Annotated in this window: 23 protein-coding genes; 12 read left to right on the forward strand and 11 right to left on the reverse strand. The window is 71.8% G+C overall.

Going from position 1 to position 25,507, the window contains the following annotated elements:
* Window positions 1-142: 142 nt before the first annotated feature.
* Entirely contained in the window at window positions 143-304 is a 162-nt protein-coding gene (locus tag A6A25_RS44130; protein WP_158073771.1) for a hypothetical protein, read from the forward strand.
* 310 nt (window positions 305-614) lie between these two features.
* Window positions 615-1,826, forward strand: a complete 1,212-nt coding sequence (locus tag A6A25_RS20245) for a putative glycoside hydrolase family 15 protein (protein WP_073892255.1) — start codon at window positions 615-617, stop codon at window positions 1,824-1,826.
* Here A6A25_RS20245 and A6A25_RS20250 read toward each other — a convergent pair.
* The 3 genes from A6A25_RS20250 to A6A25_RS20260 form a co-directional block, all read right to left on the reverse strand.
* Entirely contained in the window at window positions 1,782-3,242 is a 1,461-nt protein-coding gene (locus A6A25_RS20250) for an ATP-binding protein (protein ID WP_073892257.1), read from the reverse strand. The two genes, A6A25_RS20245 and A6A25_RS20250, sit on opposite strands and share 45 nt — an antisense overlap.
* Window positions 3,242-4,921: an FAD-dependent oxidoreductase gene (locus A6A25_RS20255; protein ID WP_073892357.1), complete on the reverse strand. Its 1,680-nt coding sequence runs from the start codon at window positions 4,919-4,921 to the stop codon at window positions 3,242-3,244. Before A6A25_RS20255 ends, A6A25_RS20250 begins: the two co-directional genes overlap by 1 nt.
* Before the next feature lie 148 nt (window positions 4,922-5,069).
* The gene (locus A6A25_RS20260; RefSeq protein ID WP_073892259.1) at window positions 5,070-5,483 is read right to left on the reverse strand and encodes a hypothetical protein; all 414 of its coding nucleotides are present in this window, start codon (window positions 5,481-5,483) and stop codon (window positions 5,070-5,072) included.
* 194 nt (window positions 5,484-5,677) lie between these two features.
* Between A6A25_RS20260 and A6A25_RS20265 the strand changes: the two genes are divergently transcribed.
* Window positions 5,678-8,803: a discoidin domain-containing protein gene (locus A6A25_RS20265; protein ID WP_073892261.1), complete on the forward strand. Its 3,126-nt coding sequence runs from the start codon at window positions 5,678-5,680 to the stop codon at window positions 8,801-8,803.
* Window positions 8,804-8,985: 182 nt separating this feature from the next.
* On the opposite strand, the gene A6A25_RS20270 is transcribed toward A6A25_RS20265, so the two are convergent.
* The 4 genes from A6A25_RS20270 to A6A25_RS20285 are packed head-to-tail and all read right to left on the reverse strand — an operon-like array spanning window position 8,986 to window position 11,977.
* Window positions 8,986-9,459 (reverse strand): hypothetical protein, encoded by a 474-nt coding sequence (locus A6A25_RS20270; protein ID WP_143193290.1) that lies wholly within the window; start codon window positions 9,457-9,459, stop codon window positions 8,986-8,988.
* Window positions 9,460-9,504: 45 nt separating this feature from the next.
* Window positions 9,505-10,206, reverse strand: a complete 702-nt coding sequence (locus A6A25_RS20275) for a response regulator (RefSeq protein ID WP_241828811.1) — start codon at window positions 10,204-10,206, stop codon at window positions 9,505-9,507.
* Complete coding sequence (locus A6A25_RS20280) at window positions 10,203-11,420, reverse strand: sensor histidine kinase (protein ID WP_073892265.1); 1,218 nt, start codon at window positions 11,418-11,420, stop codon at window positions 10,203-10,205. The genes A6A25_RS20275 and A6A25_RS20280 overlap by 4 nt, the downstream gene beginning before the upstream one ends.
* Window positions 11,420-11,977 carry a hypothetical protein gene (locus A6A25_RS20285; protein ID WP_143193291.1) on the reverse strand — a complete coding sequence of 186 codons (558 nt, stop codon included), beginning with the start codon at window positions 11,975-11,977 and terminating at the stop codon, window positions 11,420-11,422. The genes A6A25_RS20280 and A6A25_RS20285 overlap by 1 nt, the downstream gene beginning before the upstream one ends.
* A 263-nt stretch (window positions 11,978-12,240) precedes the next feature.
* On the opposite strand from A6A25_RS20285, the gene A6A25_RS20290 reads away from it, so the two are divergent.
* The 4 genes from A6A25_RS20290 to A6A25_RS20305 all read left to right on the forward strand — a co-directional run bounded on the left by A6A25_RS20290 (window position 12,241) and on the right by A6A25_RS20305 (window position 16,689).
* Window positions 12,241-13,422, forward strand: coding sequence for a 3-deoxy-7-phosphoheptulonate synthase (locus tag A6A25_RS20290; RefSeq protein ID WP_083668494.1), 1,182 nt, complete (start codon window positions 12,241-12,243; stop codon window positions 13,420-13,422).
* Window positions 13,423-13,435: 13 nt separating this feature from the next.
* The gene (locus tag A6A25_RS20295) at window positions 13,436-14,434 is read left to right on the forward strand and encodes an FkbO/Hyg5 family chorismatase (RefSeq protein WP_241828812.1); all 999 of its coding nucleotides are present in this window, start codon (window positions 13,436-13,438) and stop codon (window positions 14,432-14,434) included.
* A gap of 17 nt (window positions 14,435-14,451) precedes the next feature.
* Window positions 14,452-16,068 carry a hypothetical protein gene (locus A6A25_RS20300; protein WP_073892269.1) on the forward strand — a complete coding sequence of 539 codons (1,617 nt, stop codon included), beginning with the start codon at window positions 14,452-14,454 and terminating at the stop codon, window positions 16,066-16,068.
* Window positions 16,069-16,161: 93 nt separating this feature from the next.
* A complete protein-coding gene (locus A6A25_RS20305) occupies window positions 16,162-16,689 on the forward strand; it encodes a DoxX family protein (protein ID WP_073892271.1) in 528 nt (175 codons plus the stop codon).
* Between the two features lie 67 nt (window positions 16,690-16,756).
* On the opposite strand, the gene A6A25_RS20310 is transcribed toward A6A25_RS20305, so the two are convergent.
* Together A6A25_RS20310 and A6A25_RS20315 are read right to left on the reverse strand one after the other, a co-directional pair.
* Window positions 16,757-17,059 (reverse strand): DUF1540 domain-containing protein, encoded by a 303-nt coding sequence (locus tag A6A25_RS20310; RefSeq protein ID WP_073892273.1) that lies wholly within the window; start codon window positions 17,057-17,059, stop codon window positions 16,757-16,759.
* Window positions 17,060-17,251: 192 nt separating this feature from the next.
* Window positions 17,252-18,907 (reverse strand): cellulose binding domain-containing protein, encoded by a 1,656-nt coding sequence (locus A6A25_RS20315; RefSeq protein WP_073892275.1) that lies wholly within the window; start codon window positions 18,905-18,907, stop codon window positions 17,252-17,254.
* Between the two features lie 141 nt (window positions 18,908-19,048).
* Here A6A25_RS20315 and A6A25_RS20320 point away from each other — a divergent pair, with 141 nt between their 5' ends.
* The 3 genes from A6A25_RS20320 (at window position 19,049) to A6A25_RS20330 (ending at window position 22,341) form a co-directional block, all read left to right on the forward strand.
* The gene (locus tag A6A25_RS20320; RefSeq protein ID WP_073892288.1) at window positions 19,049-19,903 is read left to right on the forward strand and encodes a sigma-70 family RNA polymerase sigma factor; all 855 of its coding nucleotides are present in this window, start codon (window positions 19,049-19,051) and stop codon (window positions 19,901-19,903) included.
* Window positions 19,904-19,958: 55 nt separating this feature from the next.
* Window positions 19,959-20,903: a DNA polymerase domain-containing protein gene (locus tag A6A25_RS20325; RefSeq protein WP_073892290.1), complete on the forward strand. Its 945-nt coding sequence runs from the start codon at window positions 19,959-19,961 to the stop codon at window positions 20,901-20,903.
* Between the two features lie 163 nt (window positions 20,904-21,066).
* Window positions 21,067-22,341, forward strand: coding sequence for a M28 family metallopeptidase (locus A6A25_RS20330; protein WP_338013219.1), 1,275 nt, complete (start codon window positions 21,067-21,069; stop codon window positions 22,339-22,341).
* A 341-nt stretch (window positions 22,342-22,682) separates the two neighbouring features.
* On the opposite strand, the gene A6A25_RS20335 is transcribed toward A6A25_RS20330, so the two are convergent.
* Entirely contained in the window at window positions 22,683-23,081 is a 399-nt protein-coding gene (locus A6A25_RS20335) for a VOC family protein (protein ID WP_073892294.1), read from the reverse strand.
* A gap of 133 nt (window positions 23,082-23,214) precedes the next feature.
* Between A6A25_RS20335 and A6A25_RS20340 the strand changes: the two genes are divergently transcribed.
* Window positions 23,215-23,919, forward strand: a complete 705-nt coding sequence (locus A6A25_RS20340) for a TetR/AcrR family transcriptional regulator (RefSeq protein ID WP_073892295.1) — start codon at window positions 23,215-23,217, stop codon at window positions 23,917-23,919.
* A gap of 6 nt (window positions 23,920-23,925) precedes the next feature.
* Here A6A25_RS20340 and A6A25_RS20345 read toward each other — a convergent pair whose 3' ends face one another.
* On the reverse strand, window positions 23,926-24,903 hold the full coding sequence (locus A6A25_RS20345; protein ID WP_073892296.1) for an NB-ARC domain-containing protein: 978 nt from the start codon (window positions 24,901-24,903) through the stop codon (window positions 23,926-23,928).
* Between the two features lie 177 nt (window positions 24,904-25,080).
* Here A6A25_RS20345 and A6A25_RS20350 point away from each other — a divergent pair, with 177 nt between their 5' ends.
* Window positions 25,081-25,446 (forward strand): hypothetical protein, encoded by a 366-nt coding sequence (locus A6A25_RS20350; RefSeq protein ID WP_073892297.1) that lies wholly within the window; start codon window positions 25,081-25,083, stop codon window positions 25,444-25,446.
* Window positions 25,447-25,507: the final 61 nt, after the last annotated feature.

Raw genomic sequence — 25,507 nt, forward strand, 5'->3', positions numbered from 1 at the left:
GACGGGGTCCGACAAAACGATCAGTTCGGCCGGTTCGTCGCCTCGCCGTGACCAGCGGCGGGACGTCCGGCGGCCGGCTCCTACCTCAAGCCTTGCCCAAATCAGGTGCGAATGTGACTGGCGTCTCCCTAGCCTTTCCCCCATGAGACTGCTGCTGTGGATCGCACTCACGTGCGCACTGGCGGTCGAGGGGGCCATGGTCCTTCCGCTGGTGGCGGGTATGGCGCTCGTCGGCTGTGCCGAGGTGCGACACCGGACGGCCCGGCCGAGCGCGCGGGTACGCCATGATCTTTTCGCCGGTTGACCGAAATAGTTGCGACCAATAGAGACGACCGATTTCGTGCGTAGTGTGGCGCACGTTACTTGACCTGCCCGGTGACGAGCGGTTTTACTGCGGTCGCGCATTCGCCCTACTGACCGGTAGGCGATCTTCGCGTGACCGAATCGAGGGCGGGCACGCCCATTGTCCCCTGTTGTGGGTAGACATTGTCGTCGCGATCGACAGTGGGTGCCGCCTGCCGTACCGGGAGTCCGGCATGTCCCTGTTCCAACGGAATGACCGCGTCCGACACCGGCTTGCGCGCCGCGGCCGAACCCGCATACTGCTCTCCGTCGTGGCCGGTGTCACCGCGGCGACCGCGCTGGTCGCACCGTCCGGCGCGACGGGCGCGACCGGCGCGGCCGACCAGGACGTCTCGGGAGGTGGGCGGGTGCAGTCCTTCTGGCTGCACATGAACTCCACCCCCGTCTCCGACGAGGTGCTGGCCACCGAGGCGCGCCGCCGCGCCTACATCGTGCTGAACGCCTGGGAAGGCGCGCTGATCCCGAAGCTGAAGGCGGCGAACCCGGCCGTCCAGGTTTTCGTCTACAAGGACTTGTCCTCCACGCGTTCGTACGCGTGCCGCGACGGGGTGGACGACGCGCAGTTGCCGACGGGTGTCGGGTATTGCCAGGCGGAAAAGGACCACCCGGAGTGGTTCCTGCTCGACCCGAACGGCCGCCGGTTCGAGTACAGCGGCTATTCCGGCCACTGGCAGATGGATGTCGGCAACACCGCCTACCAGGACGCGTGGGCGGCGAACGTGATCGAGAGCAGCACGGCGGCCGGATTCGACGGCGTGTTCATGGACAACGCGCTGTTCCCGTGCGACGCCTATCACGAGGGCGTGTGCCCGGCGAAGTACCCGACCGACGCGGCGTTGCAGGACGCGTACAAGTCGATGTTGGCCAACACCCGGGACGAGTTCGTCGCGGCCGGGTTGAAGACGGTGGCGAACCTGTCGAACGCGCGACTGCACGCGGGCGCGTGGGACGCCTACACCGAGCACCTCGACGGCGGTTTCGACGAGTGGTGGCTGACGTTCGACGACACCAACCTGCTCTCGGAGTACCCGGAGGGGTGGAGCAGGCAGGTCGCCGAGATCGCGGCGAACGAGGCCCGCGGCAAGATCACCTGGGTGCAGCCGCACCACACCGACGGCGCGGACCGGCCGTACCGGTTCGCGCTGGCCAGCTACCTGCTGGCGGCGGGTGACCGGGCCGCGATCGCGAGCATCGACCAGACCGACGGCTACGGCGACCCGACGCCGTGGCGCACCGAGTACGACTGGGACCTCGGCACGCCGTCGGGGCCGTACCGGTCCGCGGGCACGAACATCTTCGTCCGCGACTTCGCGTGCGGCACGGTCGTGGTCAACGCCAACCGCACCGACAGCAAGTCCGTCACCGTGCCGCTGGACGGCGGGCACGTGAACGAACGCGGCACGCAGGTCACGTCGGTCTCACTGGCCGGTACCTCCGGCGCCGTCCTCCGCAAGCCCTGCTGACGGAGCGGTCAGCGGCAGGTGTACCCGGAAGCGGGTGTCACCGGGCTCGGAGTCCACGCGGATGTCGCCGTGGTGGCGGTCGACCACGATCCGCCATGAGATGTCCAGCCCGAGCCCGGTGCCCTCGCCGACCGCCTTGGTGGTGAAGAACGGCTCGAAGATGCGCCCTTTCACCTCCGCCGGGATGCCCGCGCCGGTGTCGCCGATCTCGACCACCAGGTCGTCGCCGGCGCGGGAGGTGCGGACGGTCAGCGTGCCGTCGCCGTCCATTGCCGCCACGGCGTTGTCCACCAGGTTCGTCCACACCTGGTTGAGCTCGGCCGGGTAGGCGGGCAGCGGCGGCAAGGAGCGGTCGTAGTCCTTGACCACGCGCACACCGTCGCCGAGCTTGCCGCCGAGCATCACGAGCGTGGAGTCGAGCAGGTCGTGCACGTCGACCACCTGGAACGGCGCCCGGTCGACCTGCGAGTACTGCTTGGCCGCGCCGACCAGCGTGGACACCCTGGTGGTGGCGTCCTCGATCTCGTTCATCAACGTCTCGGTCTCGACCGTGTAGGCCAGCCAGCGCACGGCGGCCTCGGTGGCGGTCTGCGGGCACAGCGCCGCCGCCCGGTCCAGCCACTCGACGTCCAACCCGCCCGCGACCAGCACGGGTGCCAGGTCCCACCCTCCCGCCACGCCGTGCGCGTCCAGCCAGTCGGCGACCTCGTCCTCCAGGTCGGCGGTCTGCATCGGACCGAGCTTCGGCGCCTTCGCCACCCGCTCGACCGCGCTCTCCTGCAGTTCCACCAGCACCGGCAGGGTGGCCGGGTCGATCGAACCGCTCGCCAGCAGCGCCAGCTTGTGCCGCATCCCGGCCACCCGCTCGCGCAGCGCGCCGGTGGCCCGCACCGCCGCCGCGGCCGGGTTGTTCAGCTCGTGGGTCAGGCCGGCCGACAGCGAGCCGAGCGCGAGCAGCCGTTCCCGCTGGCTGACGATCCGCTCGGTGTTGCGCATGCCGAAGAACAGGCCTTCCAGCAGGTGGATCGCCATCGGGAACCACGAGCGGAACATCGCGCCGAAGTCGTGCGCGGGCAACTGGTACAGCCGCACGTCGGTCACCGCGTCGGCGGTCATCTGGTAGACTGTCTTGGCCTCCGCGTCGGCGCCCAGGTACGCCTGGGTGGCACCGAAGTACGCGCCGCGGTGGTCGGTGCGGTTGGTCTCCACGCGCTGGCCGCCGATGACGCGGCTGAGCGCCACCGTGCCGTCCAGCAGCACGAAGAAGCAGGTCGCGGGCTGACCTTCGCGCAACACCTGCGTACCGGCCGCGTGCGTCTCGACCTGGCCGTGCGCGACGAGCCACGCCAACTGCTCCTCCGACAGGTGCTCGAACAGGAACAGCCCGCGCAGGTCGTCGACCGTCAGGTTCTCCATCACGACCTCTCCAGGTAGCGGTGCACCAGTGACACGGCCATCGCGCCGTCGCCGACGGCCGAGGCAACCCGCTTCACCGAGTCGGCGCGCACGTCACCGGCCACGAACACGCCCGGCACGCTCGTCTCCAGGTGGTAGGGCGGCCGGTCGAGGTCCCAGCCCTCGGGCAGTCGGCCGTCGGTGACCAGGTCCGGTCCGGCGAGCACGAACCCGCGCTCGTCACGGGCCAGTGTGCCCGCCAGCCAGTCGGTGTGCGGCGCGGCGCCGATGAACGCGAACAGCCACGACGTCGGCACGGTCGTCGTCTCGCCGGTCTTGTTGTGCCGCAGCGTCACGGTCTCCAGGTGCTCCTCCCCCGTGCCGCCGACGACCTCGGTGCACGTGCGCACCTCGATGTTGTCCACCTTCGCCAGTTGTTCGACCAGGTAGTGCGACATGGACGTGGCCAACGAGTCGCCGCGCACCACCAGCACGACGCGGCGAGCGTGGGCGGCGAAGTACAGCGCCGCCTGGCCCGCCGAGTTGGCGCCGCCGACCAGGTAGACGTCCTGGCCCGCGCAGCCCGGTCCTTCGGTGGTGGCCGCGCCGTAGAACACGCCCCGGCCGGTCAGCTCGTCGAGACCGGGCGCGTCCAGCCTGCGGTAGGACACGCCGGTGGCGAGGATGACGGTGTGCGCGGCCAGCTCGGTGCCGTCGTCCAACCGCACCACCCGTGCCGCGCCGCGTGCCTCCAAGCCGACGACGTCGCACGCGGTCAGCACTTCGACGTCGAACTTCAGCGCCTGTCTGCGGGCCCGGTCGGTCAACTGCTCGCCGGACACGCCGTCGGGGAAGCCGAGGTAGTTCTCGATCCGGCTGCTGGTGCCCGCCTGGCCGCCGGTGGCGCGGCGCTCGACCAGCACCGTCCGCAGTCCTTCCGACCCGCCGTAGACGGCCGCGCCCAGCCCGGCCGGGCCGCCGCCGACCACGATCAGGTCGTAGAAGTCGGTGGATGGCCGGGTGGTCAGGCCGACCCGGGCGGCCAACTCCGCGTCCGACGGCTCGACCAGCGTCTCGCCGTCCGCGGTGACGACGACGGGCAGCCGCACGCCGTCCTCGCCGCACGCGGTGAGCAGCCGCCCGGCCTCGGCGTCGCCGTCGTCCAACGCGTGCCAGCGGAACGGCACGGAGTTGCGGGCCAGGAAGTCGCGCACCTCGTAGGACCGCGACGACCACCGGTGCCCGACGACCCGGACCTGCCGGACGGGCCCGCGGTCGGCCGACGCCCAGGCGCGCAGCAGGTCGTCCAGCACCGGGTACAGCTTCTCCTCCGGCGGGTCCCACGGTTTGAGCAGGTAGTGGTCGAGGTCGACGACGTTGATCGCGCGGATCGCCGCGTCGGTGTCGGCGTACGCGGTGAGCAGCACCCGCCGTGCCGCGGGGAACAGGTCCATCGCGGCCTCCAGGAACTCGATGCCGCTCATCCCGGGCATCCGGTAGTCGGCCAGCAGCACCGCCACCTCCTCGCCGCGCAGCTTGATCTCGCGCAGCGCGTCGAGCGCCTGGGCGCCGGACTCGGCCCGCACGATCCGGTAGTCCTCGCCGTACTTGCGGCGCAGGTCGCGCGCCACGGACCGGGACACGCCCGGGTCGTCGTCCACGGTCAGGATCGAGGGCCTCGCGACCGGAGGTGTCGTCATGTCCACATTGAACCAGTCGGCGGCACCCATTCGGCTTGCCGACGGGTCGACGCCCGCGCCTACCCGAGCCAGGGAGCGGATCTGTCCTCTTTGGACTCACGACGGCGCCGGACGGCACGTTCACCCGCCCGGTCCATCCCGGTCGGGGTCACTCGTCGGCGAGGTCGACGTCGGCGAGGTCGTCCACCCCGACCACATCGGCGCCGTTGAACACCACGACCACGCCCAGCTCGGTGAAACCGGGGACTCGGCACTCGGCGAACCGGACCAGCCAGTCCCGGCCGGGGTGGAAGGTGAACTCCGGGTCGGACACGGCGTCGGGACCGTAGCCGGGGCGTTCGCGCAGGTGGTCGGCTACGGCCTGGTGGGCGGTGGCGAGCAGCCGGTCGCGGTCGCGCAGGACCGAACCGATGAACGGCAGGTCGAGGTCGTCGGTGGTGGCCGGCTCCTCCACCAGCACGCTCACCGACGTCCCGGCGGCGGTCGTGTTCCAGCACGCCACACCTTCGGGCACGTGGTCCACCGGGGTCAGCTCGCCGAAACCGGGAATCGTGATCGTCACCCGTCGATCCTAGTGCCGCGCCGCTCCCGGACCCGACCGGAACCGGGCCGCCAGGTCGGCGAGAACCGGTCCGCCGGTCCCTTGACGGCGGCACCACCCGTGAAGTTCGCTGTGGGAGAGCGCTCTCCGAGAGTCAGTCGACGATCCGCGGCCGGCGGCACACCGGCCGCGGGTCACCCCTGCCTGGAGTCGCCATGCCCGAAGCACCCACCCGGCACCGCCGCCGGGTACCGTCCCCGCTCCCCGCCTTGCTCCCACCGCCGCGACGTCGCCGGGTCCGGCCCCTGCCCGCCCTCCTGGCCGTCGTCGCCGCCCTGGTCGCCGGACAGCTCGCCATCGGGTCGCCCTCCGCACAAGCGGCCGGTGTCCTGCTGTCGCAAGGCAAACCGACCACCGCGTCGTCCACCGAGAACGGCGGCACCGCCGCGTCCGCCGCCACCGACGGCAACGCGGGCACCCGGTGGTCCAGCGCGTTCGCCGACCCTCAGTGGTTGAGCGTCGACCTGGGTGCCACCGCCACGCTGGACCGCGTGGTGCTGACCTGGGAGGCCGCGTACGCGACCGCGTTCCAGCTCCAGACCTCGGCCGACGGCGTCACGTGGACCACGATCCACACCACCGCCAACGGCTCCGGCGGCACGCAGAGCATCCCGGTCACCGGCACCGGTCGGCACGTGCGGATGTTCGGCACGGCCCGGGCGACCGGCTACGGCTACTCGTTGTGGGAGTTCCAGGTCTACGGCACGACCGGTGGCACGCCGTCCGGCACGCCGATCTCGGAGTACAAGCAGGTCGCGGCCTCCACGTGGGAGGGCGGCAACGCCCCCGCCGCGGCGCTCGACGGCCGCACCAACACCCGCTGGTCCAGCCAGTTCGCCGACAACCAGTGGCTGCGGGTCGACTTCGGCGCCGTGGCCACCGTCAACCAGGTCGTGCTGAACTGGGAGGGCGCGTACGCGCGCGGGTACCGGCTCGAACTGTCGAACGACGCGGTGAACTGGACGTCCATCTACTCCACCACCACCGGAGCGGGCGGCGTGGAACGGCTCGCCGTCGGCGGCACGGGCCGTTACCTGCGGCTGTTCGCGACCGCACGGGCCACCGGCTACGGCGTCTCGCTGTGGGAGTTCCAGGTCTTCGGCACCGTCGACACGTCCGCGGCGACCCCGCCGTTGCTCTCGCCGCCGACCAAGGCCCCGGCGGTGACCGGCCGGTTCGCCCTGTCCGCGCCCGCCGACAACGCGATGGTCACCTCGACCCGGCGTCCGGTGTTCTCGTGGGCGACCGTGCCGGGCGCGGTGCGCTACCAGGTGTGGCTCAACGTCAGCCGCACGGACTACGACTTCACCGCATCGGGCAACCTGATCGACCTCTACACCAAGGTCGCCGAGCCCACCGGCACGAGCTACACACCTTCGTGGGATATTGCCGACCGGTGGACTTACAAGTGGTTCGTGGTCGCGGTGGACGGGTCGGGTGGCACCAGCGCGTCGAACATCCGCGCGTTCAGCGTGTACGTGCCGACGTTGGCTTCGGTGGACGACGGCGTGCGGGTGGTGAACGGCAGCCGTGACCTGAACAGGAGCGGCACGATCGAGCCGTACGAGGACTGGCGGCTGCCCGTGGAGACGCGGGTGAACGACCTGCTCGGTCGGATGACGATCGAGGAGAAGGCCTACCAGATGTTCTACAACGCCCAGGTGTTCCCGCGTTCGGGGTGGCACTTCGGGCCGGCGGAGGCGCAGGACCTGCACAACGCGTTGCTCGGGTCGAGCGGGACGCGGTTGGGCATCCCGTTCGTGACGGCCGGTGACACCATCGCCGGGTACAAGACGACGTACCCGCTGCAGAGCGCGTTGGCGGCGGCCCGGAACTACCCGTTGCAGTACAAGCTCGGCGACATGCAGCGGCGTGAGCAGCTGGAGGTCGGGGCGCGCGGTGTGCTGGGGCCGTTGGCCGAGGTGGGCACGAAGGTGCTGTACCCGCGCATCCAGGAGGGCAACGGTGAGAGTTCCGAAGTGGCGGCGGCCCAGGTGCGGGCGCTGGTGGCCGGGTTGCAGGGCGGGCCGGAGCTGAACCCGGCCTCCGTGCTGGCGACCGTGAAGCACTGGCCGGGTGAGGGTGCCGGTGGTGAGGCGTTGATCGTGTTCGACAACGTGACGATCAAGTACCACACCGCGCCGTTCCGGGCCGCGATGGAGGCCGGTGCGGTGAACATCATGCCGGGGTACGCGGGCAGTTCGCTGCTCGACCCGGGCGGGCCGGGCGCGGGCGACAGCGCGAAGATCCTCGCGTACCTGCGGCAGAACCTCGGGTACACCGGGCTGATCACGACCGACTGGCTGCCGTCCGGGTCGTGGGTGGGCGCGGCGAACGCCGGTTCCGACGTGATGGGTGGTGCGGACCCGGGTGCGCCGGGGTTCACCATGGGCCAGTTCACGGCGGGGGTTCCGGCGGCGCGGATCGACGACGCGGTGCGGCGGGTGCTGCGGCTGAAGTTCAAGCTCGGGATCTTCGAGAACCCGTACGGCGACCCGGTGAACGGGCCGTACCGGTTCCACAAGCCGGAGTACGCGGCGCTGGCCAACCAGGCGTCGCGGGAGGCGATGACGTTGTTGAAAAACACGCCCGGTGTGCTGCCGGTGCGGCTGAACCGGGGTGACAACATCGTGGTGGCCGGTCCGCGTGCCGACGACACGGCCGCGTGCTGCATCTGGACGAGCTACTTCCACCAGGAGTACGGCTCGCAGACCATGTTGCAGGCGATCCGCACGCGTGCCGCGCAGGCCGGGGTGAACGTGCACAAGGACACCGGGCCGGCACCGAAGCTGGCGATCGTGGCCGTGGGCGAGACGTCGTACACGCACGCGACGAGTTGGCCGAAGGAACAGCCCTACCTGCCGCCCGACCAACTGGCCCTGATCCAGGACTTCCACCGCCAGGGCATCCCCGTCGTGGTCGCGTTGGTGCTCCCGCGGCCCTACGTGATCACGGAGTGGCACAACCTGGCGAGCGCGATCGTCGTGACCTACCGCGGTGGTGAGGAGATGGGTCCGGCGCTGGCCTCGCTCCTGTTCGGCGACTACACCCCGACGGGCAAGCTCCCGTGGCAACTGCCGCGTGCTCTCAGTGACGTCCTCCGCCCCGGCGGCACCGACGTCCCGGCCGACGCCACCGAGCACTGGGACCTGCCGTACGACCTGGGCGCCACCGCCGCCGAACGTGCCGACATCCGGGCCAGGATCGACGCCGGCACCCCCGTCCCCTCCACCTACGGCACCCCGCTCTACCCCTTCGGCGCCGGCCGCACCACCTTCTAACCCCGAGAGTCGTACCTCCAGCCCTCGTGTGTCCTACGTTCGCGTCACGCGTGTCCTACGTTCAGAACCCCCGAGTTGAACACTCAGAACAAGATCGACTGTGCTGAGTGTTCAACTCGGGGGTCGCGAACGTAGGACACACGCGTTCCGAACGTAGGACACGCGCGGGCTGGAGGTTGGGCTCACGTGGAGAGGGTGGTGATGCGGGTGCGGAGGGCGGACTCCAGGTCGCGCAGTTCGCGGGCCGGTGCGCCCAGGCCGGTCAGGGCGAGGCGGTGGCGTTCCAGACGGTCCGAGCGGTAGCGGGGGAACGCGAGCTTCAGCGCGCAGTCCAGCATGACCAGGTGGTAGCGGAGCAGTTCGACGGTCCGCTGCGGCAGCGGGGGCCGGTCGGTCTGCCACGCGAGGTCCGCCGCCCAGCCGGACAGCCTGCTGTACTGGGCCGCTACGGCACGCCCGCTGCGCGCGACCTCCCACGACGGCTCACCCGGTTGCGCGCAGTCGGCGATCACCGCCTCCGCCCGCTCCTGCAGCGCCACGGCCTGGACCACGACCTCCAGCAACGTCCCCAGCCGCACGAGTTCCGCCGTGGCCGGGTCGAGCATCACGCTCGTCGGTTCGGCACGGCGACGTGCCCTGCGCGGATGAATGCGCACCACCGCACGGTACCGCGCACGGGGCCGCACGGTCGACCGTAACGATCAAGGCGTGCGGCCGGCAGGCGGCGGCGGGCTGCTGCCCGGCACGACCAGCCCGCTGTGGTAAGCGGCGGCGATCGCCTGGGCGCGGTCGCGCAGCCCCAGCTTCATCAGGATCCGCCCCAGGTGCGTCTTCACCGTCGCCTCGCCGACCACGAGGTGCGCGGCGATCTCCGGGTTCGACAACCCGTGCGCCACGAGCACCAGCACCTCCCGCTCGCGCACCGTCAGCTCGCGCATCTCCGCCGACGTCGGCATCTGGTGGCGCGGCCGGGCGGCGAACTCGCGGATCAGTCCTTTCGCGACGGTCGGGTCCAGCCACGCCTCGCCCGACGCCACCGTGCGCACCGCGTCGACCAGCTCGCGCGGCACCGCGTCCTTGAGCAGGAACCCCGACGCGCCCGCCCGCAACGCCGCGTACACCGCCTCGTCCACGTGGTACGTCGTCAAGATGATGATCTTGGTGGCGTGGTCCTCGCCCGCCGGGTCGGCGTCGATGATCCGCCGCGTCGCCTCCACCCCGTCCACGCCGGGCATCCGCACGTCCATCAGCACCACGTCGGGGTGCAGCTCACCGGCGCGCGCCACCGCGCCCGCGCCCTCGTCCGCCTCGGCCACGACCTCGATGTCCGGCTCGGCGTCGAGCAGCATCGCCAGACCGGCCCGCACCAACGGCTGGTCGTCCACCAGCATCACCCGGATCACCGGTGTTCCCGCACGGGGTCGCTCGCCACCGGGCCCGCGACCGGCAGCACGGCCCTCACCCGGAACCCGCCCGACGGCACCTCCTCCGCCGCCAGCCGCCCGCCCACGATCGCCAGCCGCTCCTGCAGCCCGGCCAGACCGTGGTTCGTGGACAGCGCGCGCTCCGGCCGCCGACCCCGTCCGTCGTCGGTGACCTCGACGGACAGCTCGTCGGGCTCCCACCGCAGCCGCACCTCCACGCACGCACCCGGCCCGACGTGCTTGGTCACGTTCGTCAACGCCTCCTGCACGACCCGGTACGCGGCGAGGTCCACGCTGGCCGCCAGCCGGCGCGGCTCGCCCTCCACCCTTGTGTGGACCCGCACCCCGGCCGCCGCGACCGTGCCGACCAGGTGCTCGACGTCGGCCAGGCCGGGCTGCGGCCTGCCGGTCACGCCGTCACCGGACTCGTCCTCGTCGCTGAGCCGCAGCGCGGTCAGCATCCGCCGCAACTCGCCCATCGCCTGCTCACCGGCCTCCTCGATGTGGCCGAGCGCGTGCCCGACGCGCACCGGGTCGGTGTCGAGCACCCGCCGCGCACCCGCCGCCTGCAGCACCATCACGGTCACCGAGTGCGCCACGATGTCGTGCAGTTCGCGCGCGATGCGGGTGCGTTCGGCCACCACCGCCTCGTGCGCCTCGACCCGGCGGCGGAACTCCAGGTCGTCGGCGTGCTGCCGGCTCAGCCGCGCCCACCGCCCACCGGCCCACACGCAGCCGTACACGAGCAGGTAGAACACCAGCGTGGCGTAGGTGGCGACCATGCGCGCCTCGGGCGGCCGGGACGCGGCCTCCCGCAGCCCGGCCAGCACGGCGAGCACCGCGCACGCGAGCAGCGCACCGGCCGACACCTTCGCCTGCGCCCGCAGCGCGACGGTGAACAGCGCTACGCACGGGATGGCGGTCGGCTGGAACTCCAGCTCGCTCGTCGGCGTGACGAGCACCGCCCACACCCAGACCACGCCGAACACCAGCACCGGGTACCTGCGCCGCACCAGCAGCGCCGCGAACCCGATCGCGGCCAGGGCGACGAACAGCCACATCCCCGCACCCTCGGGTTTGCGGCTGCTCACCGCGGAGAACAGGAAGACGTCCACCACGGCGGCCGACGCCGCCAGGGCGAGATCGGCCGCCGTGGCGCGGGACAACCACGGTGGCCGTCCCTGCCGGTCCATCAGGCGGTCTCCTTCCGGCACGTGGGCAGCAGGTCGCACGGGTCACCCGGCACGAGACCGTCCTCGGGTTCCTCGAACTCGGGCTTGCGCTGAGCCGCCTCGACCTCGGGCACCTGGCGCAGCAGCTCCGGCGTGACGGCGTCCCGCGCGCCGGGTTCGATCACGCCCAGGGACTCCAGCGCCGCCCACAGGTCGCCCGGGTGCCGCTTGAGCGCCTCCTCCAACTCTCGCTCGGTGAACTCGCCGACGTTCGGCCGGTGCCGCGAGTCGTTCGCCATCCGGATCAGCGCGAACCGGGCGCCCTCACCGCCGGGCACCAGGCAGAACGTGACCCGCTCGGCGACGAGTCGCTCGATCCGGCCGCCCTCGCCGAGCGGCAGCGGCAGCACCAGCAGGTCGATGCCCTCGGTCGACTCGGCGATCCCGTCGGTCGAGGCGGGCACGAGCACCACGCCGGGTTTGGTCAGCAGCCCGGTGGCCAGGTGGCCTTCCTGCGGTTTCTCGGCGAAACCGTGTGCCTGCACCGACACCGTGAGACGCACGTTGGAACTGGACACCATTCCCTCCCCTTGTCACCCGATCACACGTCACCGCACGCGTATTTCCGCGCGCCGCGAACAATGGGATCACCCCCTGCCCGGATTATCGTCCACCCCGCGTCGGAGCTTGACGATCCCCCTCCCGGTTTACCTCGATCGGGCGACGCCGCACGGGAAAGCGGAGGCGGCGAATCCCACCGGGGACCGACGAAAAGGTGCCGCGTGATTCAGCACCATTGTCGTCGAAACCAGCGAGGCAAACCGGATCGACGGAGGCGCGAGTGTCCACGGAGCCAGTTCCGCGCAGTCACGCCAGGGTGTTGTCCGAATGGGAGACGGCGCACTGGAAATCGCTGCCCGCAGTCCAGCAGCCGACGTGGCCGGACCGCCGGGCGCGGGCGTTCCGGGCCCGGCTGGCACGGCTGGACGGCCTGGTGACACCGGCCGAGGTGGCGGCGTTGCGCGCGGACCTGGCCGAGGTCGCGGCGGGTCGGCGGCTGGTCGTGCAGGCCGGTGACTGCGCCGAGCCGTTCGCCGAGTGCGGACCGCGGCACGTGACGCCCAAGGCGGCGCTGGTCGACCGGCTGGCCACCGCCCTGGGCGGCGACGACGTGCCCGTGGTGCGGGTCGGCCGGATGGCCGGGCAGTTCGCCAAGCCGCGGTCGCGGCCGACCGAGGTCGTCGGCGGGGTCGAGCTGCCGGTGTACCGGGGCGACCTGGTCAACGCGCCGCAGCCGCACGTGCTGGCCCGACAACCGGACCCGACGCGGCTCATCGCGGGCTACCACGCCGCGCGGTCGGCGACGGAGCTGCTGCGCGGCCACCACCCGTGGCTGCGGACCAGCCACGAGGCGCTGGTGCTGGACTACGAGCTGCCGCTGGTGCGCCTGGACGACCGGGGCGTCCCGCTGCTCACCTCGACGCACTGGCCGTGGATCGGCGACCGCACGCGCGACGTGTGCGGTGCGCACGTCCGGCTGCTCGCGTCGGTGGCCAACCCGGTGGCCTGCAAGGTCGGCCCGGGGCTGCGGCCCGACGAGCTGCGGGCGCTGTGCGACCGCCTCGATCCGGAACGGGAGCCGGGTCGGCTGACGCTCATCGCCCGCCTCGGCGCGGACCGCGTGGCCGAGCTGCTGCCGCCGCTGGTGGCGGCGGTCCGCGCGGCGGGCCACCCGGTGATCTGGCTGTGCGACCCGATGCACGGCAACACGGTCACCGACGCGGACGGCCGCAAGACACGACTGGTCGACACGGTCGTCCGCGAGGTGGCGGACTTCCGGGCGATCGTGCACGCCGCCGGTGGGGTGGCCGGCGGCCTGCACCTGGAAACGACGCCGGACGAGGTCGAGGAGTGCGGTTGGGACGGGTTCCCGACCGGCTCGTTCACGAGCCTGTGCGACCCGCGGCTCAACCCCGGGCAGGCGCTCGCCGTGGTCGCGGCGTGGCGCGCTGTCCGGCTCTGAAGGGGGAAAATCATTGCGTGGCAACGTGATCGTGACGCCACCGTGCACCTTCCGGTCGGCGGAGGAGTTCGCCGAACTGGCCGGTGACACCGTGCTGGGCGCCGTGCGGTACTCGACCGCGGGCGGCCGGCCGAGGTGGGAGCACGGCCTGCCGGTCCTCCCGCTGCACATGGTGCGGCCGGGTGAGCCCGAGGTGGTGGAGGTCTGGCACTCCGAGGGGGGCGTGATCCGGACCGGCGAGCACCAGGGGCTGCTCTACGCGCACGACGGCGAAGTGCTGTTCTGCGCCGGGTGGATCGGGCCGTCGGCGGACTGCGGCGAGGCGACGCGCCGGGCGTACCTGGCGGCGTTCGAGCTGGTGGAGCGGCTGGGCTACCCGACCGTGTTCCGCATGTGGAACATGCTCGACGGCATCACCGACCGCAGTGCCCGCGGCACCGAGGTGTACCGGGACTTCTGCGTCGGCCGGGGCCAGGCGTTCGACGAGTACGGGCACGCCATGCCCGCGTCCACCGGCATCGGCTCGCTGGGCGACGGGGTCGCGTTCTACTTCCTGGCGCACCGGTCGCACGCGGCCGTGCACTTGGAGAACCCGTTGCAGGTGCCCGCGCACGAGTACCCGGAGCAGTACGGGCCGAGGCCGCCGAGCTTCGCGCGGGCGACCTACCTCAGGCCCGAGCAGGGGCGCGGCTCGCTGTACGTGTCGGGGACCGCGAGCATCCTCGACCACGCCACCGTCGCCCCCGGTGACGTGGGGCGCCAGGTCCAGGTGACGCTGGCCAACATCGCCGCGCTGATCGGCACCGACAACCTCGTCCGGCACGGGATCGACGGCGGTTACCGCCTCGGGGACCTGCGGGCGATCAAGGTCTACGTCAAGCGACCGGAGGACGTGCCGCTCGTGACGCGGCTGTGCCGCGACGAGTTCTCCCGGCGCGCGGACTTCGCGGTGTTCACCGTCGACGTCTGCCGCCCGGACCTGCTGGTCGAGATCGAAGGGATGACACCGTGAACCGAGGGGGAGCACCCATGCCGAACACGTCCGTCCTCGCCGAGCCGGGCGCGATCCGGATCCTGATGGTCACCGACGGGACGGCGAGCTTCGACCGGGCCGACTTCGGCCTGGCCACGCTCGTGGACGTGCTGCAGACGCCACCCGGGTCGTGGGTGGGCTTCGAGGTGACGCGAGCGCACCGGGAGACCAACCTGCCCGCGCAGAGCGCCGACCTCGCGGGGTTCCGGTTCGACGGGCACGACCTGGGCCAGTACGACCAGATCTGGCTGTTCGGCGTGGCCCGGGCGCAGCGGCCGCCGTTGGAGGAGACGGAGTTGCGCGCGCTCTCGGAGTTCATGGACGGCGGTGGCGGCGTGTTCGCCACCGGCGACCACGAGGACCTGGGCGCGTCGATGTGCGGCTCCGTGCCGCGCGTGCGGAGCATGCGCAAGTGGCACTGGCCGGACCCCGGCCCGAACGGCGAGCCGGTGGCGCCGTCGGTCGACGGCCCGGACCGCAACGACACGCTGTCGGAGGGCCACGACCCGATGTTCCAGCTCAACGACCAGTCCGACGACATCCCGCAGGTCATCACGCCCCGGATGTACGCGACGTCGGACTCGCCGAAGTGGGCGCACCAGGCCTACCCGCACCCGCTGCTGTGCGGTCCGCGCGGCACGATCCGCGTGCTGCCGGACCACCCGCACGAGGGCGAGTGCTACGTGCCGGACGACCTGACGCGGTCGTTCACCTTCGACGGGTACGAGATCACCGAGTACCCGGCGGGGCTCGCGCCCGAGGTGGTGGCGTGGTCCACGCTCACCGCGCGGGCGGCGGAGCTCGACCCGAGCAAGGGGCGGCTGGCCGCGAGCACGTTCGGCGCGATCGGCGCGTACGACGGGCACCAGGTCGGCGTGGGCCGGGTGGCGGTGGACGCCACGTGGCACCACTTCTTCAACGTCAACCTGGTCGGCGACCCGACCGTGCCGGAGGACCCGATCAAGAGCGTCGGGTTCGCCGCGTCGGAGTCCGGGCGGGCCGCGTACGAGGAGATCAAGGCCTACTTCCGCAACATCGCGGTGTGGTTGTCGCGGCCGGCCGACCAGGAGGCCATGTGGTGGCGGGCGGTGTGGGCGACGCGCTGGCACCACCAGGTGGCGATGGACGTGCGGCCGGCGCTGCTGGGCTCGCCGGAGTCGTTGGACCTGGCGGAGTTGCTGCGCATCGGCGCGGACGCCCGTCGGGTGCTGACGGCCACCGTGACCAGGGCGGACGCGTTGCAGTGGGCCGGCCGGTACGGCGTGGGCGCGGTCGACGCGGGCCTGTGGGAGACGGTTCGGCCGCACCTGGACCCGTGGCAGCCGCGGGCCGGTGAGGAGGAAGCGGGGCACTTGCCGAACCTGGTGATGTCGCTGCTGCCGGAGTTGGTGCTGGACGCGGTGCTCGGCGCGGTCGTGTACGCGGTGGCCACGGCGTTCCCGGAGCCGACCGAACAGGCCCGCGACGGCGCGGCGGGCGTCGACTGGGCGTCCACGGTGCGCCCGCATTTGGACCGGGCGCTCGACGTGGTCGCCGAGCAGGTGCGGCGGACCGACACGCGGTTGCGGACGTTGGGCGACACGCTCACCACCGCCCGCCGGTCCGGTGCCTGATTCCGGACGACCGATTCCCGGGGCCGTTTCGCGGGGTCGATTCACCGAGCCGATTGCCGAAGCGATTCCGGATGAGCGACGAGGGGATGAGTGATGAGCAGCGAATTGACCAGGCCACCGGAGGTCGACCGGGCGCCGGCTGCCGGGTCGTCACGTTCCGCGTTGCCCGGGATGGCGTTGTTGTCCGGCACGGCGTTCTCCGGTGCGGTGTCACGCGCGGTGGACGGCGTGCTGGACCGCAGCGTCGGGCTGCTGCGGGTCGCGCTGGGCGTGGTGTTCCTGTGGTTCGGCGTGCTGAAGGTCGCGGGCACGTCACCGGTGCGCGACCTTGTCGCCGCCACCGTGCCGTTCGCGCCCGCGTCCTGGCTCGTGCCCGCGGTGGGCGTGGTCGAGGTGCTGGCCGGGATGGCGCTGGTCGTGGCGGTCCAGGTGCGGCTGGTGACGGCGTTGGCGGCGGTGCACCTGCTCGGCACGTTCCTCGTGCTGGTGGTGCAGCCGGCGGTGGCGTTCCGCTTCGGCAACCCGTTGCTGCTCAGCGTCACCGGTGAGTTCGTGCTGAAGAACCTGGTGCTGCTGGCCGCCGCGCTGGTGGTGGCACGGCACCACGACCGACGGCGCTGAGACGCCGTCCCGCCCCGCCGGTCGGTCAGCTCTGAGGGGTGCTGACCGGCCGGCGGCGGTCGTCGTGTCAGCCCCTGGTGTAGGTGAGGCAGTTGGCGGCGTGGTCGCCTTGGCCGGGCCCGACGGTCACACCACCGGGCGCGGTGCACTCCAACTCCCTGTTGTGGACGCAGTCCGTGCGCGAGCACGCGCCGACCTGCGCGACGACCTTCGGCAGGCCGCCCTTGCGGGCGAGGGGGATGAACGTCCCGCAGTCGGCTGCACCGTTCGCACCGCTCACGGTGATCGCGAAAGCGTGACAACCGTCGTGGTTGTACGAACAGCCCGTGACGGTGCACTCGCTGACGGCCGGCATTTCCGTGGTGGTCATGACCGCTCCTCTGGGCAGCAGTTTTCCTGAACGGGACGTTGCCACCGACCACGGTGTGCCGCAACACGAAATCATTAAGGCGAGCCTAACCTAAAGGCTGCGGCATGATTCGGATCGGCGCCCCGGAAAATGTCATGCACGGTTTGCACGGCGGCGGTGGGCACGCCCGGAACCCGGGCGATCGTCGTGCTCTCACGGCGTCACCGCGATGTTGGTCAGCCCGATCACCGCCCGCGTCACGGTGTTCGACCCGTGCACCACGTTCGGCACACCCGGGCACTTCGAGGTCGACGTGACCCGGATCGCGTACTGGCCGACACCGCCCAAGTCCGAGCGGTTGTCCCGCCACACGTTGCCGCAACCGTTGGTGAACGACGGCGTGGTGGCCGGGTGGTGCGTCTCGTAGCCGTTGGCGAACGTGCCGGGCGGGGCGAACACGCCCGTGTTGCCCTCGATCGTGTAACCGACGCCCTTGAGGTCGACCCACGAGTCCGCCGAGTTCTGCCCCGACATGCCGGTGCCGTCGAACGTGTTGCCCCGGATCACGCCGCCGAACGTGCCCTCCTTGACGTCGACGTGCTCGGCCGTGACGCCCGGCCCGATGCGGTTGCCGAGCACCTGCACCCGGTCACTGCGGTCCACGCCGCCGGAGTTGCCGTGACAGGCCCAGTTCGAGCCGGCCGACCCGAGGTAGACCGCCTCGCCGTACCCCGGCTGCGCCAGTCCCGTGTGGCTGATCGTGGAGTCGCGCAGCACGCTGTCCGCCGACGAACGCCGGAAGTGCACCGCCTCCTCGTCCACGTGGTGGACCCGCACGCGGTCGATCACGGTGTGCTGCGAGTTGTCCGCGACGATGCCCTTCTTCGACTCCCGCACGGTGAACCCGACCAGGTTCCAGTGCGGCGCGTCGTGCAGCCACAGCCCGTAGCCGGAGTCCCAGCCGGGCGTCGGCGCCGGGCAGCCCGGCCCGGCACCCGACGGACCGTCGTTGACCAGCACGGCGTCCACCGGACCGGTCAGCGTGACGGGAGCGGCGGCGGTGCCCGGCCGGGTGATCACGAACGACCCCCGGTACACGCCCGCGGCCAGCCGGATCGTCTGACCCGGAACTGCCGCCGCCAGCGCCGCCTGCAACCCCGCTGCCGTCGACACGTCCACGGTGGACCCGGCGGCGGCGGCGGTCGTGGCGGTCACCGCGGCGCTCGGAGCGGAGACGTTGCCCGCCGCGTCACGCGCCCGCACGGTGAACGCGTACTCCGTGCCCGGCAGCAGACCACCGACGGTCGCGGCGGTCGAAGGGGCCGACGCGACCACCGTCGTGCCGCGCAGCACCTGGTACTCGGTGACGGCCACGTCGTCGGTCGAGGCGCTCCACGCCAACGACACCGAACCCGCCGTCACGCCCGTCACCCGAGGACCACCCGGAACGGTCGGCGCGGCCGTGTCGGGAGCCGGACCGCCGCCTTCGCAGGGCAGGCCGCCGACCGTGCAGCCGGTCGGCAGGCCGACACCGGAGACGGTGAACCCGAAGCTCGCCGTGCCGCCGGGCCGCACGCGGCCGTTGAAGCCCGCGTTGGCGAACCGGTGGCGCTGCCCGTCCCGGGTGAGCACGGCGTTCCACGCGTTGACCACCGACGACCCCGGTGGCAGGTCGAACTCCACCACCCAGCCGGCGCTCTCCGCGTCACCGGTGTTGGTCGGCACCACCTGCCCGCCGTACCCCGTGCTCCACACCGACGACTGGCTGAACACGGCGGACAGCTCCGCCGCAGCGGCCCGTGCCGGGCCGACGAGCACCGCGACCAGGCAGGCGAGCCCCGCACCCACCGCCGCAAGACGCTTCACCATGCGTTCCCCTCGGTCTCCGGCGGCGGCCGTGACTGGCGAGATCCCTGGCTACCACGTCGGCGGCGAGCAGTCGAGAAGATGGTCCTGTCACCTTTCGGGGATCCGGTTCGTCCCCCTGGTGGACGAACCGGGAGGAGACCGATGCACGACGAGCTGGCGCACCGCTTCGAGGCGCACCGCGGCCAACTGCGCGCGATCGCCCACCGGATGCTGGGCTCGCTGCCCGAAGCCGAGGACGCCGTGCAGGAGACCTGGCTGCGGCTGTGCCGGGTCGACGCCGACGACATCGACAACCTCGCCGCGTGGCTGCGCACCGTCGTGTCCCGGGTGTGCCTGGACGTGCTGCGCAACCGGCGGACCCGCCGCGAGGACACCCTCGACCACCTGCCCGACCTGCCCGCCGACGACGACCCCGAGACCGAGGCGCTGCTCGCCGAGTCGGTCGGATTGGCGCTGCTCGTCGTCCTCGACAGCCTCACGCCCGCCGAACGGGTGGCGTTCGTGCTGCACGACACGTTCGCCGTGCCGTTCGAGCGGATCGCACAGATCCTCGACCGCAGCGTCGCCACCACCAAGAAGCTCGCCAGCCGCGCCCGGCACAAGGTCCGCGGCACCCCGCTCACCGACACCGAACCCACCCGCCACCGGCACGTCGTGGACGCGTTCCTCGCCGCCGCCCGCGCGGGCGACTTCGACGCCCTGCTCACCGTGCTCCACCCCGACGTCGTGCGCCGCGCCGACCCCGCCGCCCTGCCGCCCGGCGCCGCGGTCGAGGTCCGCGGCGCGCACGCCGTCGCCGCCGAGACCGTGCTGCTCACCGCGAACGCCCGCCACGCCGAACCGGCCCTCGTGGACGGGCGCCTCGGCATCGTCGTCGCACCGCGCGGACGACTCCGGCTCGCCCTCACCGTCACGGTCGTGGACGGCCGGATCGCCGCCTACGAGGTGATCGCCGATCCCGCGCGACTGCGCCGGCTGACCGTCACCGTCCACTGATCCCGCGGGCCGTGTCCCGCTTGCCTGCGGCACGGCCAACCGCAAGGGTGGTGCGATGGGTGAAGAGCGGGACGGCGTGGCGCTGACCAACCTGGACCAGCCGCTGTTCGACGGCGCCGACGCGACCAAGGGCGACCTCGTCGACTACCTCGACGCGGTGGCCGACCGGATCATCCCCGGCCTGGCCGGGCGACCGCTGTCGGTGGTGCGGGTGCGGCCGGGCCAGGAGCCGTTCACGCAGAAGAACCTGCCGAAGTACACGCCGTCCTGGGTGCCGTCGGTGTCGCTGTGGGCGGAGACGTCCAAGCGCGAGATCCGGTACGCGTTGTGCGAGGACCGGCGCACGCTGCTGTGGTTCGCCAACCAGCGCGCGGTGGAGTACCACGTCACGCTGGCGCCCGCTGGTGCGTTCGACCGGCCCACCTACCTGGTGCTCGACCTCGACCCGCCCGAGGGCGCCGGGTTCGACGTGGTGGTGGCGGCGGCGAAGCTGGTGCGGCGGGCGCTGGCCGACGACGGGCTGTCCGGCGTGGTGAAGACCAGCGGGTCCAAGGGCGTGCACGTGTTCGTGCCGGTGGACGGCGTGGACCACGACGTGGCCGCCGCGACCCGCGCGCTGGCGGCCCGGGCCGAACGGCTGGACCCGGAGCTGGCGACCACGGCGTTCATCAAGGACGACCGGGGCGGGCGGGTGTTCCTCGACTCGACGCGGGCGTACGGCGCGACCGTGGCCGCCGCGTACAGCCCCCGGATCCGACCGGGCGCCACCGTGTCGTTCCCGGTGGACTGGGACGACCTCGACTCCGTGACGCCCGCCGACTTCACCGTGAAGACCGCACCCTCGCTGCTGGGCGACGACGACCCGTGGCACTCGCGGATGCCCGCGCCGCAGAAGCTGCCGGACGACCTGGTCGCCGAGGGGCACACGATCCCGGTGGCCCGAGTCCAGGCCATGCACGAGGGGAAGCGGCGGGCACGCGCCCAGCGCTCGCAGAAGTAGTCCGGTCTGCGCTGAGGTCGTCCAGCGGACAGTGCCGTCCGCTGTGCGTCCGAACGTGCCACGACGAAAGTCGCTACCGCAGGGGTGTCGCAGACCGCAGGCTCGTGCGTGGCTATCCCTAAACCCTGCGGAGGCAGCCATGTCCTTGAAGAGGACAACCCCTGTGGCGAGCGCGCTGGTGCTCGCCGTGGCCCTGCTGAGCCCACCCGCCGTGAACGCGGCACCGGTGAGCACCCTGGCCGTGCCGGACATCCCGGTGGCCAACGTCCAGGCGCACCTGAACGACCTGCAGACCATCGCCACCAACAACGGCGGCAACCGCGCGCACGGCCGGCCCGGCTACCTGGCATCGGTCAACCACCTGAAGGCGAAGCTCGACGCGGCCGGGTACCAGACGTCCGTGCAGCAGTTCACCTACAACAGCGCGACCGGGTACAACCTGATCGCGGACTGGCCGGGCGGCGACCCGAACGACGTGCTGATGCTCGGCGGCCACCTCGACAGCGTGAGCTCCGGTCCGGGCATCAACGACAACGGCACCGGGTCGGCGGGCCTGCTGGAGGTCGCGCTGACCGTGTCCCGGCAGAGCCTCGCGCCGCGCAAGCACATCCGTTTCGGCTGGTGGGGCGCGGAGGAGCTGGGCCTGATCGGCTCCAACCACTACGTGAACAACCTGCCGACGACCGAACGGTCGAGGATCAAGGCGTACCTGAACTTCGACATGATCGGCTCGCCGAACCCGGGCTACTTCGTCTACAGCGCCTCCGGTCAGCCGACCGGGTCGTTGCAGTTGCAGCAGACGCTGCAGGCGGCGTTCACCGTGCCGACCGAGCTGACGTCGGTGGGCGGGCGGTCCGACCACGCCGCGTTCGCGCGGGCGGGTATCCCGGTCGGCGGCACGTTCACCGGCGCGGAGACGACCAAGACCTCGGCGCAGGCGCAGAAGTGGGGCGGCACGGCGGGCGTCGCCTTCGACCGCTGCTACCACCGGTCTTGTGACACGATCAGCAACGTCAACCTGACCGCGTTGGACCGCAACAGCGACGCCATCGCCTACGCGCTGTGGACGTTGGCGGGCTCGGGCAGCACCCCGCCGGGGCCGCGGTTCGAGAACCTCACCGACGTGACCATCCCCGACCTGACCACGGTGGAGAGCCCGATCACGGTGTCGGGGGTGGCGGGCAACGCGCCGTCGGCGCTGGCGGTCGGTGTGGACATCACCCACACCTACCGGGGTGACCTGGTGATCGACCTGATCGCGCCGGACGGGTCGGCGTACCGGGTGAAGACCTCCAGCAACGACAGCGCGAACGACATCGTGACGACGTACACGGTGAACGCCTCCTCCGAGGCCGCCAACGGCACGTGGAAGCTGCGCGTGCAGGACGTCGCGTCCGCCGACATCGGCCGCATCAACGGCTGGTCCTTGCAGTTCTAGCGACCCCTCGCAGCAATTTCAGCCGCAACCTTGCAGTTCCCCCGGGCCCTTGCGGTTCCGCCGTGCCCTTGCTGTTCCGCCGGGCCATGCAGTTCTGGTGGGTCCATGCAGTTCTGGTGGGGCTGTTGCACTTCTTGTGGGCCCTTGCAATTCCGTACGACGCCGTGCGGCGGCGGAGCACCCTGCACTCCGCTGCCGCGCGGTCACTCCCGCCGCGAAGCACGGCGTCGCGACCGCCACCGGGCGCGCCGCGAGCCGCGCGCCCGGCGCGGCGTCGGCTGAACGAGGCGGTGGGCCGGCACCCGGCCGGCCCACCGCGTCCACCCCGGGGCGACTGATCGCTACGCGGCGGACTCGTCCATCCAGAACAGGTTCCACAGGTGGCCGTCGAGGTCCTCGAAGCTGCGGCCGTACATGAAGCCGTGGTCCTCGGCCTCCCGGACGAACCCGCCGCCCGCGGCCAGCGCCTTGTCCGCCACCTCGTCGACCTGCTCGCGGCTGTCCAGCGACAGCGCGACGATCGCCTCGGTCGTCGTGGCCGAGTCGGCGATCTCCTTCGTGGTGAACGTCTTGAAGAACGGCTTGGTCACCAGCATCGCGTAGACGGTGTCGCTGAACACGACGCAGGACGCGTTCTCGTCGGTGAACTGCGGGTTGTGCGCGAAGCCGAGCGCGGCGAAGAACTCGATCGACTTGGTCAGGTCCGTCACCGGCAGGTTGACGAAGATCTTCACGGACATGGCTTGAAGCCCCCATTTGGCGCGGCGGACACGGGCGTGTCCTGCGGATACTTGTGTGTCCGTCGGACACTGGGTGTACGATAGACACAGATCGACAACACGAGCAACCCCCGATTTCGGAAGCGGTGAGCGGATGGCGAGCGAGGACCGGGCGGACTTGCTGTGGGGTTCGCGGGACAAGCCCGCACGGCCGGCCAGGCTCGCGCTCACCGTCGACCGCATCGCCGCCGCGGCGATCGAGGTGGCCGACGCGGAAGGCATGGCGGCGGTCTCGATGCAGCAGGTCGCGGGCCGGTTGGACGTCACGAAGATGGCGCTGTACCGGCACGTGGCGAGCAAGGCGGAACTGGTCGCGGTGATGATCGAGTCGGCCGTCGGCGAGCCGCCCGACCTGGGTGCGGTGCCGGGCGGGTGGCGGCCGAGGCTGGTCCGGTGGGCCGACCTGATGCGGGAGACGTGGCAGCGCCACCCGTGGCTGCCCGCCGCGACCACGGGCGAGCGCCTGACCGGTCCACGTGAAGTCGGCTGGACGGAGTCCGCGGTGGCCGCGCTCGAAGGCACCGGCCTGGACGGCGGCGAGCGGATGGACGCGGTGTTCCTGCTCAGCGGGCACATCCGCAACACGCAGTCGGCCGCGACCGCGGGCACGCAGCCGTGGACGGCGCAGAAGCAGCTGCGGACGATCCTGCACGAGCACCGCGACCGCTTCCCCGCGCTGCACCAAGCGGCGCGGTCGACCAACGGCGCGCCACGGGACAACGGCTGGGAGTTCGGCCTGAACCGGATCCTGGACGGCCTCGACGTGCTGGTACACGCCCGCTCCGGCACGGCGGGCTGACCGGCGTCAGCGGTACCTGTTCCGGGTCGCGCCGCGGCGCCCCGGTGTCCGGGAGCGGAAGTCCGGTGCGGGACGGGCCAGGGCGGGCAGCGCGCACAGGCGAGCCTCCGCCCGGGTGAGCCTGCGATGGGACCAGGTCAGGACGGTGTGCGCGCCGGCCGCGGGATCGTGGTTCTCCAGTGCGGTCGGTCCGAGTTCGCGCAGTTCGGCGGCGAACGCGCTCAGGGACAGGCACGGGCGGGTGCAGGCGTGCCCCGCCGTGACGCCCAAGGCCAGGGGGAACCCGCCGCACAGCTCCACCAGCTCCTCGACCGCCGCCGGCTCCTCCCGCACCCGGACGGCACCGAGGCGCTCGGTCAGGAACGCACGGGCTTCGGCGGCCGACAGCACGTCCAGCGGCACGTGCCGGGCGCCGTGCCCGATGATCAGCCCGGGCAGGCTGTCGCGGCTGGTCACCACCGCCGCGCAGGTTCGTCCGCCGGGCAGCAGCGGCACGACCTGGCCGGTGTCGGCGGCGTTGTCGAGCACCAGTAGCACCCGTCTGCGCGCCACCAGGGTGCGGAACAGGGCGGTTTGGGCGTGCGGGTCGGCCGGCTGCCGGTCAGGGCCGACGCCGAGCGCGTCGAGGAACCCGCGCACCGCCACCACCGGGTCCATGGGTGACCCTCCCGCACCGCCGAGGTCCACGAACAGCTGGCCGTCCGGGAACCGGTCGAGGTTGCGGTGCGCCCAGTGCAGCGCCAACCACGTCTTGCCGATGCCACCGGGACCGACGATGGCGGCGATGCCCACCGTGGCGGCCGTGCTCATGGCGTCGAGGCGGTCCAGTTCGTCGCGGCGGCCGACGAACGGCGACGGCGCGGCCGGCAGTTGGCGCGGCACCACGGGTTCCGCCGAGGCGGTCGGCGTGGTGAGGGCGGTATCGCCGGCCAGGACCCGCCGGTGCAGTTCGCGCAGCCCCCCCGTGCACCGAGACCTCCCCACACCAGGAATAGCGGCTCCACCAGCGCGATGCAGGAACTCTGCAAGAGGTTCACACCATGGGTGCCCCATCGTGAGCACCGGGGCGGCGACCACCACGTTCGGCAACACCGACGCCGTGGCCGACCCGCTCCCCAGGTCCCCCGCCGGGCCCACCAGTCATCGAACAAGGCGGTAACCATGAACAAGGTGAAGTCCGTGATCGCCATCGGGGCGGCGCTGTTCGGCTGCGTGACGTTCGGAGGCGTCGCCGGCGCGGAACCGGTGTCCGACCGGCAGGCGCCGCGGCCCGCGGCCACCTGCGCCGACTACGACTACGTGCGGGTCACCACCAACAAGTTGAACGTGCGGGCAGGCAAGGGCACCAACTACGACATCCTCAAGACCGTGTACCGCGACGACAAGCTGTCCTGCTACCCGGTGGAAACCGGTGGCCGGTACACCGCGTGCGGCACCAGCAACGCCAACGGCTGGATCCCGATCGACTTCCGCGGTGACGTCGGCATCGACGGCTACGTGGCGAGCACCTGCGTCGCGGACATGTGACACCCGGGTCCTCGCGGTAGGACGGGCTCCCGGCGGATCGGGTCGGACGCGGAGCGCCCGC

Source organism: Saccharothrix sp. CB00851 (assembly GCF_001905065.1).
Lineage (GTDB): Bacteria > Actinomycetota > Actinomycetes > Mycobacteriales > Pseudonocardiaceae > Actinosynnema.

Excerpts from the sequence above, each read along its gene's own strand:
- A6A25_RS44130 (WP_158073771.1), top strand. The coding sequence starts at position 143 with ATGAGACTGCTGCTGTGGATCGCACTCACGTGCGCACTGGCGGTCGAG.
- A6A25_RS20335 (WP_073892294.1), bottom strand. The coding sequence starts at position 23,081 with ATGTCCGTGAAGATCTTCGTCAACCTGCCGGTGACGGACCTGACCAAG.
- A6A25_RS20350 (WP_073892297.1), top strand. The coding sequence starts at position 25,081 with ATGAACAAGGTGAAGTCCGTGATCGCCATCGGGGCGGCGCTGTTCGGC.
- A6A25_RS20300 (WP_073892269.1), top strand. The coding sequence starts at position 14,452 with ATGCCGAACACGTCCGTCCTCGCCGAGCCGGGCGCGATCCGGATCCTG.
- A6A25_RS20280 (WP_073892265.1), bottom strand. The coding sequence starts at position 11,420 with ATGGACCGGCAGGGACGGCCACCGTGGTTGTCCCGCGCCACGGCGGCC.
- A6A25_RS20320 (WP_073892288.1), top strand. The coding sequence starts at position 19,049 with ATGCACGACGAGCTGGCGCACCGCTTCGAGGCGCACCGCGGCCAACTG.
- A6A25_RS20340 (WP_073892295.1), top strand. The coding sequence starts at position 23,215 with ATGGCGAGCGAGGACCGGGCGGACTTGCTGTGGGGTTCGCGGGACAAG.
- A6A25_RS20315 (WP_073892275.1), bottom strand. The coding sequence starts at position 18,907 with ATGGTGAAGCGTCTTGCGGCGGTGGGTGCGGGGCTCGCCTGCCTGGTC.
- A6A25_RS20265 (WP_073892261.1), top strand. The coding sequence starts at position 5,678 with ATGCCCGAAGCACCCACCCGGCACCGCCGCCGGGTACCGTCCCCGCTC.
- A6A25_RS20305 (WP_073892271.1), top strand. The coding sequence starts at position 16,162 with ATGAGCAGCGAATTGACCAGGCCACCGGAGGTCGACCGGGCGCCGGCT.
- A6A25_RS20325 (WP_073892290.1), top strand. The coding sequence starts at position 19,959 with ATGGGTGAAGAGCGGGACGGCGTGGCGCTGACCAACCTGGACCAGCCG.
- A6A25_RS20250 (WP_073892257.1), bottom strand. The coding sequence starts at position 3,242 with ATGGAGAACCTGACGGTCGACGACCTGCGCGGGCTGTTCCTGTTCGAG.
- A6A25_RS20255 (WP_073892357.1), bottom strand. The coding sequence starts at position 4,921 with ATGACGACACCTCCGGTCGCGAGGCCCTCGATCCTGACCGTGGACGAC.
- A6A25_RS20310 (WP_073892273.1), bottom strand. The coding sequence starts at position 17,059 with ATGACCACCACGGAAATGCCGGCCGTCAGCGAGTGCACCGTCACGGGC.